The organism is Mycobacterium sp. 852013-50091_SCH5140682, from assembly GCF_001665685.1.
In the GTDB taxonomy this organism is placed as follows: Bacteria; Actinomycetota; Actinomycetes; order Mycobacteriales; family Mycobacteriaceae; genus Mycobacterium.
The window spans coordinates 1-12,680 of sequence record NZ_LZTB01000140.1 but is presented as its reverse complement, the minus strand read 5'-3'; the positions used below and the strand labels follow the sequence as shown (position 1 = coordinate 12,680).

General features: G+C 66.3%; 12 protein-coding genes and 1 riboswitch. Of the genes, 11 read left to right on the top strand and 1 reads right to left on the bottom strand.

Features of this window, described 5'->3' with window-relative positions; translation table 11 throughout:
* Positions 1-63 precede the first annotated feature (63 nt).
* From A5784_RS36455 to manA, 4 genes are all read left to right on the top strand, one after another.
* Complete coding sequence (locus A5784_RS36455; protein WP_064949729.1) at positions 64-483, top strand: DUF3499 domain-containing protein; 420 nt, start codon at positions 64-66, stop codon at positions 481-483.
* A gap of 100 nt (positions 484-583) precedes the next feature.
* Positions 584-1,972: a phosphomannomutase/phosphoglucomutase gene (locus A5784_RS36450; RefSeq protein ID WP_064949728.1), complete on the top strand. Its 1,389-nt coding sequence runs from the start codon at positions 584-586 to the stop codon at positions 1,970-1,972.
* A complete protein-coding gene (locus A5784_RS36445; RefSeq protein ID WP_064949727.1) occupies positions 1,969-3,039 on the top strand; it encodes a hypothetical protein in 1,071 nt (356 codons plus the stop codon). The genes A5784_RS36450 and A5784_RS36445 overlap by 4 nt, the downstream gene beginning before the upstream one ends.
* Before the next feature lie 5 nt (positions 3,040-3,044).
* On the top strand, positions 3,045-4,271 hold the full coding sequence (gene manA, locus A5784_RS36440) for a mannose-6-phosphate isomerase, class I (protein WP_064949726.1): 1,227 nt from the start codon (positions 3,045-3,047) through the stop codon (positions 4,269-4,271).
* Between the two features lie 15 nt (positions 4,272-4,286).
* On the opposite strand, the gene A5784_RS36435 is transcribed toward manA, so the two are convergent.
* The gene (locus A5784_RS36435; RefSeq protein ID WP_064949725.1) at positions 4,287-5,729 is read right to left on the bottom strand and encodes an FAD-dependent oxidoreductase; all 1,443 of its coding nucleotides are present in this window, start codon (positions 5,727-5,729) and stop codon (positions 4,287-4,289) included.
* A gap of 62 nt (positions 5,730-5,791) precedes the next feature.
* Here A5784_RS36435 and A5784_RS36430 point away from each other — a divergent pair, with 62 nt between their 5' ends.
* The 7 genes from A5784_RS36430 to A5784_RS36405 all read left to right on the top strand — a co-directional run.
* Positions 5,792-7,264 carry an amino acid permease gene (locus tag A5784_RS36430; protein ID WP_064949724.1) on the top strand — a complete coding sequence of 491 codons (1,473 nt, stop codon included), beginning with the start codon at positions 5,792-5,794 and terminating at the stop codon, positions 7,262-7,264.
* A gap of 254 nt (positions 7,265-7,518) precedes the next feature.
* Entirely contained in the window at positions 7,519-8,667 is a 1,149-nt protein-coding gene (locus A5784_RS36425) for an alkane 1-monooxygenase (protein ID WP_232006394.1), read from the top strand.
* Positions 8,664-8,867, top strand: coding sequence for a rubredoxin (locus tag A5784_RS38030; protein ID WP_082945293.1), 204 nt, complete (start codon positions 8,664-8,666; stop codon positions 8,865-8,867). The genes A5784_RS36425 and A5784_RS38030 overlap by 4 nt, the downstream gene beginning before the upstream one ends.
* Complete coding sequence (locus A5784_RS36420; protein ID WP_064949723.1) at positions 8,864-9,049, top strand: rubredoxin; 186 nt, start codon at positions 8,864-8,866, stop codon at positions 9,047-9,049. Before A5784_RS38030 ends, A5784_RS36420 begins: the two co-directional genes overlap by 4 nt.
* Before the next feature lie 74 nt (positions 9,050-9,123).
* A complete protein-coding gene (gene alkX, locus A5784_RS36415; protein WP_064949722.1) occupies positions 9,124-9,747 on the top strand; it encodes a TetR family transcriptional regulator AlkX in 624 nt (207 codons plus the stop codon).
* A 138-nt stretch (positions 9,748-9,885) separates the two neighbouring features.
* Positions 9,886-11,343 carry an adenosylhomocysteinase gene (gene ahcY / locus A5784_RS36410; RefSeq protein ID WP_064949721.1) on the top strand — a complete coding sequence of 486 codons (1,458 nt, stop codon included), beginning with the start codon at positions 9,886-9,888 and terminating at the stop codon, positions 11,341-11,343.
* Positions 11,344-11,533: 190 nt separating this feature from the next.
* Positions 11,534-11,634: riboswitch (glycine riboswitch) on the top strand.
* Between the two features lie 184 nt (positions 11,635-11,818).
* On the top strand, positions 11,819-12,680 hold an 862-nt coding region (locus tag A5784_RS36405), incomplete at its 3' end, for an amino acid permease (protein ID WP_156750972.1).

Sequence of the window (12,680 nt, the reverse complement as noted above, 5' to 3'; positions counted from 1 at the left end):
GGCCGCTCGGCGGCTGCGCGTGTCCGAACGCGTCCAGCGACCGTGCAAGATAATCTCTGGTGCGTGAATGTTCCCCGTCGCTGCTGCCGGCCCGGGTGCCCGCACTATGCCGTGGCGACGCTGACCTTCGTCTACTCCGACTCGACAGCCGTCGTCGGACCGCTCGCCACCGTTTCCGAACCGCATTCCTGGGACCTGTGCGTCGGGCATGCCAGCCGGATCACCGCACCGCGCGGCTGGGAGTTGGTCCGCCATGCGGGGCCGTTGCCCACGCACCCGGATGAAGACGATTTGGTGGCGCTCGCTGACGCGGTACGAGAGGGGCACGACGGCGCCGCGATGCGCGGTGGAGTGACGGCAGGTTTCTCCGATCCCGCCCCCGGCGTCACCGGCGGGGCCGTGATGGCACCGGCGGTGCGTAGGCCCGAACAGAACGGGCGACGCCGGGGTCATCTACGGGTGTTGCCTGACCTCGACGATTAGACAACTGTTAAGGCTGCGTGGTGGGCTCAAGCTAGTGCCCGTGTGGTCGTCTTACGGCGGTTAGGCTGGCGCCAACGATCCCGTTTGCAAGGAGTTCCTAATGTCTCGGCCAGCTGCTGCTGTTCAGCGTGTCATCAAGGCGTATGACGTACGTGGTTTGGTCGGCTCGGAGCTCGACGAGCACCTCGTCGCCGAGGTGGGTGGGGCCTTCGCCCGGCTGGTTCGCGGCGAGGGTGCGTCCCAGGTCGTCATCGGACACGACATGCGGGCGAGCTCACCCGAGCTGGTCGCGGCGTTTGCCGAGGGGGTGCGCGGGCAGGGCCTCGACGTGGTCCGGATCGGGCTGGCCTCCACCGATCAGCTCTACTTCGCCTCCGGTCTCCTGGACTGCCCGGGCGCGATGTTCACCGCAAGCCACAATCCGGCCGCCTACAACGGCATCAAACTGTGCCGGGCCGGGGCCAAGCCCGTCGGCAAGGACACCGGGCTGACCACCATCTCCGACGAGGTGATCGCCGGGGTGTCCGCGTTCGACGGCACGGCAGGCACCATCACCGATCGCGACGTGCTCGCCGAGTACGGGGAGTTCCTGCGGTCGCTCGTGGACCTGAGTGGGCTGCGGCCGCTGCGCATCGCGGTCGACGCGGGCAACGGCATGGCCGGGCACACCACCCCGGCGGTACTCGGCCCGATCGCCGGAGCCACCGTGCTGCCGCTCTTCTTCGAGCTCGACGGCACCTTCCCCAACCACGAGGCCAACCCGCTGGACCCGGCGAACCTGGTCGACCTGCAGGCCCATGTCCTGGCGACCGGGGCCGACATCGGCCTGGCCTTCGACGGCGACGCCGACCGGTGTTTCGTCGTCGACGAGCTCGGCCGTCCGGTCTCGCCGTCGGCGGTGACCGCACTGGTCGCGGGGCGCGAGCTCGGCCGCGAGATCGGCGCGACCATCATCCACAACCTGATCACCTCGCGGGCCGTTCCGGAATTGGTCGTAGAACGCGGCGGCACACCCGTGCGCTCGCGGGTCGGACATTCCTACATCAAGGCCCTGATGGCCGACACGGGTGCGATCTTCGGCGGCGAGCATTCGGCGCACTACTACTTCCGCGACTTCTGGGGCGCCGATTCGGGCATGCTCGCGGCCATGCACGTACTGGCTGCGCTGGGCGAGCAGGACCGCCCGCTCTCGGAGCTGATGGCCGACTACCAGCGCTACGAATCCTCCGGTGAGATCAACTTCACCGTCAGCGATGCCGCCAAGTGCGTCGACGCGGTGCTGGAGAACTACGGCGCAGCCATTCAGAGCATCGATCACCTCGACGGCGTCACCGTGGATCTCGGGGAGGGCAGCTGGTTCAACTTGCGTACGTCCAACACCGAGCCCCTGCTGCGGCTCAACGTGGAGGCCCGCACCAAAGAGGACGTCGACGCGATCGTGAAGACCGTGGCCGACCGGATCAGCACGGTGAGTGAGGCGGCGAGGTGAACGCCGTCGACTCGACGGTCGACCTCGACGACGGCGACGGTCTGCTCGCAGCCGACCGCAACGGTCTGCTGCGGGCGGCGGCAATGGCCGGCGCGCAGGTGCGTGCCACCGCCGCGGCGCTGGCCGAAGGCGTGCTGGAACCGCTGAGATCAGACCTGCCGCCGCGCACGGTGGTCTGGGTGGCCGGTCGCGGGGTGGCGCACAGCGCGGGCACGATGCTGGCCGCCGCGCTCGGTGGATCCGTGGCCGCCCCGATCGTCATCGCCTCCGAGGCGCCGCCGTGGATCGGCGCGCTGGATGTGGTGATCGTGGCCGGCGATGATCCGGGGGACCCGGCGCTGGTGAATGCCGCGGCCACCGCGGTGCACCGCGGCGCGAGGGTTTTGGTGGTGGCACCGCAGGAGGGGCCGCTGCGCGACGTGACGGCGGGTCGCGCCGTGGCGCTGCCTGCGCGCCTGTGGGTGCCCGACGACTTCGGGCTCACCCGCTATCTGGCCGCCGGGCTTGCGGCGCTGCATGTGGTGGATCCCGGTACGCGGGTGGATCTCTCGGCGTTGGCCGACGAGCTGGACGCCGAGGCCCTGCGCAACAGCACGGCGCGGGAACTGTTCACCAACCCCGCCAAGACGCTCGCCGAGCGGATGTCCGGCGCCGACGTGGTGCTGGCAGGAGCCACTGCGGCGACGCTGGCGCTGGCCCGCCACGGTGCGGATGTCATGTTGCGACTGGCCGGCGAGGTGACGGCCGCGGCGGGCCTGGGTGATGTGCTGGCCGCCGTTGCCAACCGCGCGTCCGACCGCAGGGGGGCCGAGCGGTCACTGTTCCACGATGAGCAGATCGACGGGCCGTTGCCCAGCCGGCTGCGGACCTTTGTTCTGACCACGGACACCGAACGGCCCGCGGTGTCCGCGCGCATCGCCGGGTTCGACGACATCACGGCGCTCGGTGCCGAAGACGTGCCCGACGCGGGCCCGGCCATCCCGGTCGGGCGCGCGGAACAACAATTGGCGATCCTCGCCGTGCGGTTGGAGATGACGGCCGTCTACCTGAAACTGGTTCGAGGTTAAAGCGAGTGCATCTGCTACGGGGAGCGGTGCGGACCTATGCCTGGGGTTCGCGGACCGCCATTGCCGATTTCACCGGAAGACCCAGCCCCACAACTCATCCGGAGGCTGAACTGTGGTTCGGCGCGCATCCGGGTGATCCCGCGTGGCTGCAGACCGAACACGGTGAGGAGTCCTTGCTGCAAGCCGTCGCCGAGGACCCCGAGGGTCAACTCGGCGCCGCGACCATCGGCCGCTTCGGCGACACCCTGCCGTTCCTGGTCAAGGTGTTGGCCGCCGGGGAACCGCTGTCCCTGCAAGCACATCCGAGCGCACAGCAGGCCCGCGAGGGCTACGACCGCGAGGACCGCCTGGAGATACCCATCTCGGCGCCGACCCGCAATTACCGCGACCGCAGCCACAAACCCGAACTGCTCGTCGCGCTCGAACAATTCGACGCGCTGGCAGGATTTCGCCCTGTGGCGCAGACGGTAGAACTGATGCGGGCATTGGCGGTCTCCGACCTCGACCCGTACATCAACCTGCTATCCGACCAGTCCGATGCCGACGGACTGCGGGCGTTGTTCACCACTTGGATCACGGCCCCGCAGCCCGATCTCGATGTTCTGGTGCCCGCGGTGTTGGACGGCGCGATCAACTACATCCGTTCGGGGCAAAAGACTTTCGCCGCCGAGGCCAAGACGGTGCTGGAGCTCGGTGAGCGCTACCCGGGCGACGCGGGCGTGCTGGCGGCGTTGCTGCTTAACCGGATCAGCTTGCAGGCGGGCGACGGCATGTACATCGCCGCAGGCAGTCTGCACGCTTATCTGCACGGCATCGGCGTCGAGGTGATGGCCAACTCCGACAACGTGTTGCGCGGTGGCCTGACACCCAAACACGTCGACGTTCCCGAACTGCTGCGGGTGTTGAATTTCACGCCGACCCCGCAGGAGGAGTTGCGTCCCAAAATCATCAGGGACGGGCGGGAACGGATCTACAAGACGCCGGCATCGGAGTTCGCCGTCTCGGTCTTGGAAGTCGACGGCGATCAGCTCGGCCACGAGATCGACGCGCCATGCCGTCACGATGGTCCGCAGGTGCTGCTGTGCACCGAGGGGGCTGCGGTGGTGCACGCCAAGAGCGGCACGCTGACGTTGGAACGCGGTTCGGCGGCCTGGGTGCCCGCCGACGACGGGCCGATCCGGCTGACCGCCCAGCGGCCGACCCACCTGTTCCGGGTCACGGTCGGGTTGTAGCACCCGACCGGCTCGTCACTCGGCCGGAGCGCTCAGCGTGGGCTCGGTACGTTCGACGGCCTGGCGCACAGCCGCGTCATCGGCGGCCGGGGCGCCACCGGTGCGCGCCCGGTGCCGCTCAGCCCGCATCAGCCGCAGGTTGTTGCGGATGGCGCGCCCGATGAGCCGCGGGGTCGGCAGCAGCCACAGGCTGTCGAGCAGGCTTGTGCGCCGCAAGAACCATTCGGCCAGTACCGGGTCGGTTTCCGCGGCACCGACGAACTGTTTGAACAAGCCGAAGACCGGTCCGTACCAGAAGGGCCGGGAACCTTGGGCGCCGTGCTCCTCGACATCGGCGACGGCGTTCATCAGCCACACCGGGAAGGTGGTTTTCGCGGTGGCCCGGGCCAGCCGGCCGGGTAGATCCTGCGTTCCGTCGGCGAGAACGACACGCAGGTTGCTCGCCTGCAGTGCGGACATCGTCACGCCCTGCCCGAACGTCGGGTTGAGGCTGGCGACGGCGTCGCCGAAGGGGATGATCCCGCTCGGCAAGTCGGACAGCTTGTCGTAGCGGCGCCACTTGGCGGTGGGGTAGCGGTGGAAGTTCATCCCGCCGACCTGTTCACCTTCGCGCAGTGCGGCACTGATATGCGACGGCAGCACCGTGTCGGCCAGCTTGCAGATGCCTGCGAAGTCCCGCGGCGGCTCGGCCTTGCCGACACCGAACGCCGTCACGATCCAGATGCCGTCCTCATGGAACAGCATGCCCATGCCCCGCGGCCGGTCGAGTGCGGCGCCGACCACCACCATCTTCTCGGTGATCAAGCCCTCGGGGATGTGCACCCGCTGCGATGCGTACGTGACCCCGACCTGGACCGCGTCCTCCCTCGGCCTGCCGTAACCCCACTGTTCGAACCAGACCGGCAGGCGGCTACCGCGGCCGGAGGCGTCGACCACCAGGTCGGCCGCCACGGTTTGGCCGTCGTCGAGCACGACGCCCGTCACGGCCCGCGCCGTGGCGTCGAACTGCGGATTGGAGACCACTCGCCGTTGCACGTCGACCGACGGGAGGGCGAGCACACGCTTGCGGATCTGCCATTCGAGGTGCCCACGGCTCGGCAGGTATGCGGTGAACTTGCCTTCCAGATCCTGCCGGCCGGTGCCCAGCACATAACCAGCCGCGGAGAAGTGGATCGACTCGGGCTGGTTGCGCACCACGGGGATGCCTGCGGCGGCCATGTCGGCGAGCAGCCCGGGAAACACCGATTCCAGTTCCTGCGCCCCGCGGGCCATCAGGAGATGGACGTGCTGACCCTGCGGTATGGCACTGCGATTGACCGGTTCGTCCGGCAGCTCGTCACGTTCGTAAATCGTGACGCGATCAAAGTGATCGGATAGCACCCGGGCAGCGCACAGGCCTGCAATGCTGCCACCGATGACAACTGCATGGCGGGAACGGGACTGAAGGTTACGACGCATCGGTGTCGACAGTAATGGATTCAATCCCCGGATCGGGTCAAGTATGAGAGGTGGCGTCAATTATGAGCTCACGGTGGCGGACGAAGTCCGTCGAACAGTCGATTGCTGACACCGACGAGCCGTCGACGCGATTACGCAAAGACCTGACCTGGTGGGATCTGACCGTTTTCGGCGTGTCGGTGGTGATCGGGGCGGGCATCTTCACCATCACCGCGTCGACCGCCGGCAGCCTCACCGGTCCCGCGATTTCGATTTCGTTCGTCATCGCCGCAATCGCATGTGGCTTGGCTGCATTGTGTTACGCCGAGTTCGCCTCGACTCTCCCGGTCGCCGGCAGCGCGTACACCTTTTCCTATGCCACCTTCGGTGAATTCATCGCCTGGATCATCGGTTGGGATCTCATCCTGGAGTTCGCGGTGGCGGCGGCCGTGGTAGCCAAAGGGTGGTCCAGTTACCTCGGAACGGTGTTCGGATTCGGTGGGGGCACGCTCAGCATCGGCGGATTCGAGGTGGACTGGGGTGCGCTGCTGATCGTCGCGGTGGTGACGCTGCTGCTGGCGCGCGGCACCAAACTGTCAGCGGAAGTGAGCCTGGTGATCACCGTCATCAAGGTCGCGGTGGTGTTGCTGGTGGTCGTCGTCGGCGCGTTCTACATCAAGCCGCAGAATTATTCGCCCTTCATCCCGCCCGCTGAGGCCGGTACCGGCGGCAGCGGTGCCGACCAGTCGCTGTTCTCATTGATCAGCGGCGCCACCGGCAGTCACTTCGGCTGGTACGGCGTGCTGGCGGGGGCCTCCATCGTGTTCTTCGCGTTCATCGGCTTCGACATCGTCGCGACCACCGCGGAGGAGACGAAGAACCCGCAGCGGGATGTGCCGCGCGGCATTCTCGGTTCGCTGGCCATCGTGACGGTGCTCTACGTCGCCGTGGCCGTCGTGCTCTCGGGCATGGTGTCCTACCGGGAGTTGCGCAGTTCCGACGGTCATTCGGCCAACCTGGCGACGGCATTCGCGGCCAACGGCGTGCACTGGGCCGCCAAGGTCATCTCGATCGGCGCGCTGGCCGGTCTCACCACGGTGGTGATCGTGCTGATGCTCGGGCAGACCCGCGTGCTGTTCGCGATGTCGCGCGACGGCCTCATGCCGCGCCGGTTGGCCAGGACTAGTCCGCAGGGCACGCCGGTGCGCATCACGGTGATCGTCGGCGTGCTGGTCGCCATCGCCGCGTCGGTCTTCCCGATGGGCAAGCTCGAGGAGATGGTGAACATCGGCACGCTGTTCGCCTTCGTGCTGGTCTCGGCCGGGGTGATCGTGTTGCGGCGGACCCGTCCGGACCTGCCGCGGGGTTTCCGGACGCCGTTGGTGCCGCTGCTGCCCATCGCCGCGATCGCCGCGTGCGGATGGCTGATGCTCAACCTGACCGGGCTGACCTGGATCCGGTTCCTGATCTGGATGGCGATCGGGCTCGTGGTGTACGCCCTGTACGGCCGCAGGCACTCGGTGCTGGGACAGCGGGAGTCCGCCGCCACGGGATAGTCCGGCGCCGGGATCCACCGAAAAGCGATATCGCATGCGATATCGCTTTTCTTTTGGCCTGTAGGCCGCGCCACTGGTTTACAAACAAGCATCAAATGTCTAGACAGACGACATATGACCATATATAGTCAAGTCATTGCAGTGATCGCTCTCACACAAGGAGGTATGACGTGGCGATAGACAGCTCAGCCCTTTCCCGTGGCGCGGACGTCGCGGACGTGCAATGGCGAGACAAGAAGCGGTACCTGTGGTTGATGGGCCTGATCGCCCCGACCGCGCTGTTCGTGATGCTGCCCATCGTGTGGGCGCTCAACCAGGCGGGCTGGCACACGGCGGCGCAGGTGCCGCTGTGGATCGGCCCGATCCTGCTGTACGTGCTGCTGCCGGTGCTGGACCTGCGATTCGGTCCCGACGGTCAGAACCCGCCCGATGAGGTGATGGAGCGGCTGGAGAACGACAAGTACTACCGCTACTGCACCTACGTCTACATCCCGTTCCAGTACGCGAGCGTGATCCTGGGTGCGTATCTGTTCACCGCGTCGAACCTGAGCTGGCTCGGCTTCGAAGGTGGCCTGGGTTGGCTGGGCAAGATCGGTGTTGCGTTGTCGGTCGGGGTGCTCGGAGGGGTGGGCATCAACACCGCACACGAGATGGGGCACAAGCGCGACTCGCTGGAGCGCTGGCTGTCGAAGATCACCCTGGCGCAGACGTTCTACGGCCACTTCTACATCGAGCACAACCGCGGTCACCACGTGCGGGTCGCCACTCCGGAAGACCCGGCCTCGGCCCGGTTCGGGGAGACGTTCTGGGAGTTCTTGCCGCGCAGCGTGTTCGGCAGCCTGCGGTCGTCGTGGGAACTGGAGGCCCAGCGGCTGCGCCGGATGGGCAAGTCACCGTGGCACTGGTCCAACGACGTCCTCAACGCGTGGGCGATGTCGCTGGTGTTCTTCGGAATCCTGATCGCGGTGTTCGGTCCGGCGCTCATCCCGTTCGTCATCGTCCAGGCCATCTACGGGTTCAGCCTGCTGGAGTCGGTGAACTACCTGGAGCACTACGGTCTGCTGCGGCAGAAGATGCCCAGCGGCCGCTACGAGCGCTGCGCGCCGGTGCACAGCTGGAACTCCGACCACATCGTGACCAACCTGTTCCTGTACCACCTGCAGCGGCACAGCGACCACCACGCCAACCCGACCCGGCGGTACCAGACCCTGCGCAGCATCGACGGCGCGCCGAACCTGCCCAGTGGCTACGCGACCCTGATCGGGCTGACCTACTTGCCGCCGCTGTGGCGCAGGTTGATGGATCACCGCGTGCTGGAGCACTACGACGGCGACATCACGCGGGTGAACATCCAGCCGCGGTTGCGGGAGAAGGTGCTGGCCCGCTATGGACTCCCACAGTGAGCGCCTATCAATGCCCTGGGTGCGGCTACGTCTACGACGAGGCCAAGGGCGCGCCGCGCGAAGGATTCCCGGCAGGCACGCCGTGGGACCAAGTACCCGATGAGTGGTGCTGCCCGGACTGTGCCGTGCGAGAAAAAGTCGACTTCGAGGAAGCCGGGGCGAGCGAAGCGACGGGGAATAGCAGAGAGGTATCGAAATGAGTGAGCCGTACAAGCTGTTCGTCTGCGTGCAGTGCGGATTCGAGTACGACGAGGAGAAGGGCTGGCCCGAGGACGGCATCGCCCCGGGGACCCGCTGGGACGACATCCCGGACGACTGGAGCTGCCCGGACTGCGGCGCCGCCAAGTCCGACTTCGAGATGATGGAGATCGCCCGGCCGTGACCGCAGCGCGGATCAGCACGACGGGAAGTGCCGGAAGCCCGATTGCGACGCCGCGAGCGATTAGAGTCGCGCGTGTGAGTCGACCGAGTGACAAGCAGCGCATCCCCTACGCCGAGGCGTCCAGGGTGCTGCTGCGTGACTCGATCCTCGACGGCATGCGTGAGCTGCTGCTGACCCGGGACTGGTCGGCGATCACCCTGTCGCACGTGGCCACCGCGGCCGGCATCAGCCGTCAGACCATCTACAACGAGTTCGGTTCGCGGCAGGGGCTGGCCGAGGGGTACGCGATGCGGCTCGCCGACAGGTTGGTGGACGCGGTTGACGAGGCCATCAACCACAACGTCGGCGAGGTGCATGCGGCGTTCCTGGAGGGCTTCCGGGCGTTTTTCGCCGAGTCGGCCGCCGATCCGCTGGTGATCTCGCTGCTGACCGGGGCGTCCAAACCGGACCTGCTGCAGATCATCACCACCGGCAGCGGGCCCATCATCAGCCGGTGCTCGGACCGGCTGACGGGGACGTTCCAGAACAGCTGGATGAAGGCGAGCGACCGGGACGCGGGGGTGCTGGCGCGCGCGATCGTACGACTGGCGATGAGTTACGTGTCGATGCCCCCCGAGGCTGATCATGATGTGGCCGGTGACCTGGCCCGACTCATGACGCCATTCGCTGAGCGCTACGGTGTGATAGATACCCCTTAGCTGTCAGAGCGCCGCCGCAGTAAAACCGCATGAGCGCCTGTCCCGCGAGCCCGCAGGCTAGAGGTATCTGCATGTGGCGTCGCGCTGTGCGCGAACCCCGTGCGCTGGCAAGCAATCACGACTGAAAGAGGGCTCTACATGACCGAGTTGAAGGCGGACAGCCTCAACGGCATCGATTTCAAGGTCGCTGACCTGTCGTTGGCCGACTTCGGCCGCAAAGAGATTCGCCTGGCCGAGCATGAGATGCCGGGCCTCATGTCGCTGCGCCGCGAGTACGCCGACGTGGCGCCGCTGCGCGGCGCGCGCATCTCCGGCTCACTGCACATGACCGTCCAGACCGCGGTGCTGATCGAAACGCTCGTCGCGCTCGGCGCTGAGGTTCGGTGGGCGTCGTGCAACATCTTCTCCACCCAGGATCACGCCGCCGCGGCGGTCGTCGTCGGCCCGCACGGCACCGAAGAGGCACCCAAGGGTGTGCCGGTCTTCGCGTGGAAGGGCGAGTCGCTCGAGGAGTACTGGTGGGCCGCCGAGCAGATGCTCACCTGGGAAGGCGAACCCGCCAACATGATTCTCGACGACGGTGGTGACGCCACCATGATGGTGCTGCGCGGCGCGCAGTACGAGAAGGCCGGTGTGGTGCCCCCCGCCGAGGACGACGATCCTGCGGAGTGGAAAGTCTTCCTGTCGGTGCTGCGCAAGACGTTCGAGACCGACAAGACAAAGTGGAGCAAGATCGCCGAGTCGGTCAAGGGTGTCACCGAAGAGACCACCACCGGTGTGCTTCGGCTGTACCAGTTCGAGGCTGCCGGCGAGTTGCCGTTCCCGGCGATCAACGTCAACGACTCGGTCACCAAGAGCAAGTTCGACAACAAGTACGGCACGCGGCACTCGCTCATCGACGGCATCAACCGCGGCACCGACGTGCTCATCGGTGGCAAGAAGGTGCTGATCTGCGGCTACGGCGACGTGGGTAAGGGTTGCGCGGAATCGCTTGCGGGCCAGGGCGCCCGGGTGTCGGTCACCGAGATCGACCCCATCAACGCGCTGCAGGCGCTGATGGACGGCTTCGACGTCGTCACGGTGGAAGACGGGATCGGTAGCGCCGACATCGTCGTCACCGCCACCGGCAACAAGGACATCATCACCCTCGACCACATGAAGGCGATGAAGGACCAGGCCATCCTCGGCAACATCGGCCACTTCGACAACGAGATCGACATGGCCGCCCTGGAGCGCTCAGATGCCAAGCGGCTCAACATCAAACCGCAGGTCGATCAGTGGACGTTCGACAACGGCAAGTCGATCATCATCCTTTCGGAAGGTCGTCTGCTGAACCTGGGCAACGCGACGGGCCACCCGTCGTTCGTGATGAGCAACAGCTTCTCCAACCAGGTGATCGCTCAGATCGAGCTGTGGACCAAGAACGACGAGTACGACAACGCCGTGTACCGCTTGGCCAAGCATCTCGACGAGAAGGTGGCCCGCATCCACGTCGAGGCACTCGGTGGCACGCTGACCAAGCTCACCAAGGAGCAGGCCGAGTACATCAACGTCGACGTCGAAGGCCCGTACAAGCCGGAGCACTACCGCTACTGAGATAGCCCGGAGTCGATACGAAATCGCCCAAACCCGTGCGGGTTTGGGCGATTTTGTCGGTGGCGTCGAGGGTCCGGTACCACCCGACAACCCTCTGGCGCCGCCCCCGATTGCGCAACCCGGGTGCGGGCCGATAGAGTGACGCGCGGCACACTTCGAGGTTGAAGTGGCTCACAACTCAAGACGCCGTTGAGGCGCGGCGGGAGAGTCCCACCCCCATCCAGTGGGCGGGCGCCGCAGGAGCAAATCCTCCCCGGGAATCTCTCAGGCAAACGATACCGCCGCGACTAGGCACCTCTGGAAAGCAGTCAACCGCTACCGGTTTGGCTCACCGAAGGGGCAAGCGCACCGTCGCACGATTCAGTCGGCGGTGCGTGAAAACTCTCAGGTCCAATGGACAGAGTCGGGGAGGCGCCATAGTCCGCGCTCTCCATCGCGCCTGATCCGTGAGGATGTTGTGACCCAATCCAATGATCTGACTGTTCCAGTAGCGCAACCAACTCTCTCGTCCGGTGAGCCGCAGCTCTCGCGCCAGCTCTCCAACCGCCATATCCAACTCATCGCGATCGGCGGCGCGATCGGCACCGGGTTGTTCATGGGCTCGGGCAAGACCATCAGCCTGGCGGGCCCGTCGGTGATCTTCGTGTACATGATCATCGGCTTCATGCTGTTCTTCGTGATGAGGGCGATGGGCGAGCTGTTGCTGTCCAACCTGCATTACAAGTCGTTCGCGGATTTCGCCGCGGACCTGCTGGGCCCGTGGGCCGGCTTCTTCACCGGCTGGACGTACTGGTTCTGCTGGATCGTCACCGGGGTCGCCGACGTGGTCGCGATCTCCGGGTACGTGCAGTACTGGTGGCGTGACCTGCCGCTGTGGATCCCGGCGTTGGCCGCGGTGGTGCTCCTGATCGGACTGAACCTGCCGACCGTAAAAGCCTTCGGGGAAACCGAATTCTGGTTCGCCCTGATCAAGATCGTCGCGATCGGCGCGTTGATCGTGGTGGGTATCGTGATGGTGCTCAACCACTTTCAGGCTCCCGGCGGGGCGCACGCCAGCTTCGCCAACCTGTGGAACGACGGCGGGTTCTTCCCCACGGGCCCAATGGGATTCGTGGCCGGCTTCCAGATCGCCACGTTCGCGTTCGTCGGCATCGAACTCGTCGGCACCACCGCGGCCGAGGCCAAGAACCCCGAAAAGAACCTGCCCAAGGCCATCAACTCGATCCCGGTCCGCGTGATGCTGTTCTACGTCGCCGCGCTGACCGTCATCATCTCGGTCACCCCATGGCGCGAGATCAGCGCCGACCGCAGCCCGTTCGTCGCCATGTTCAGCCTCG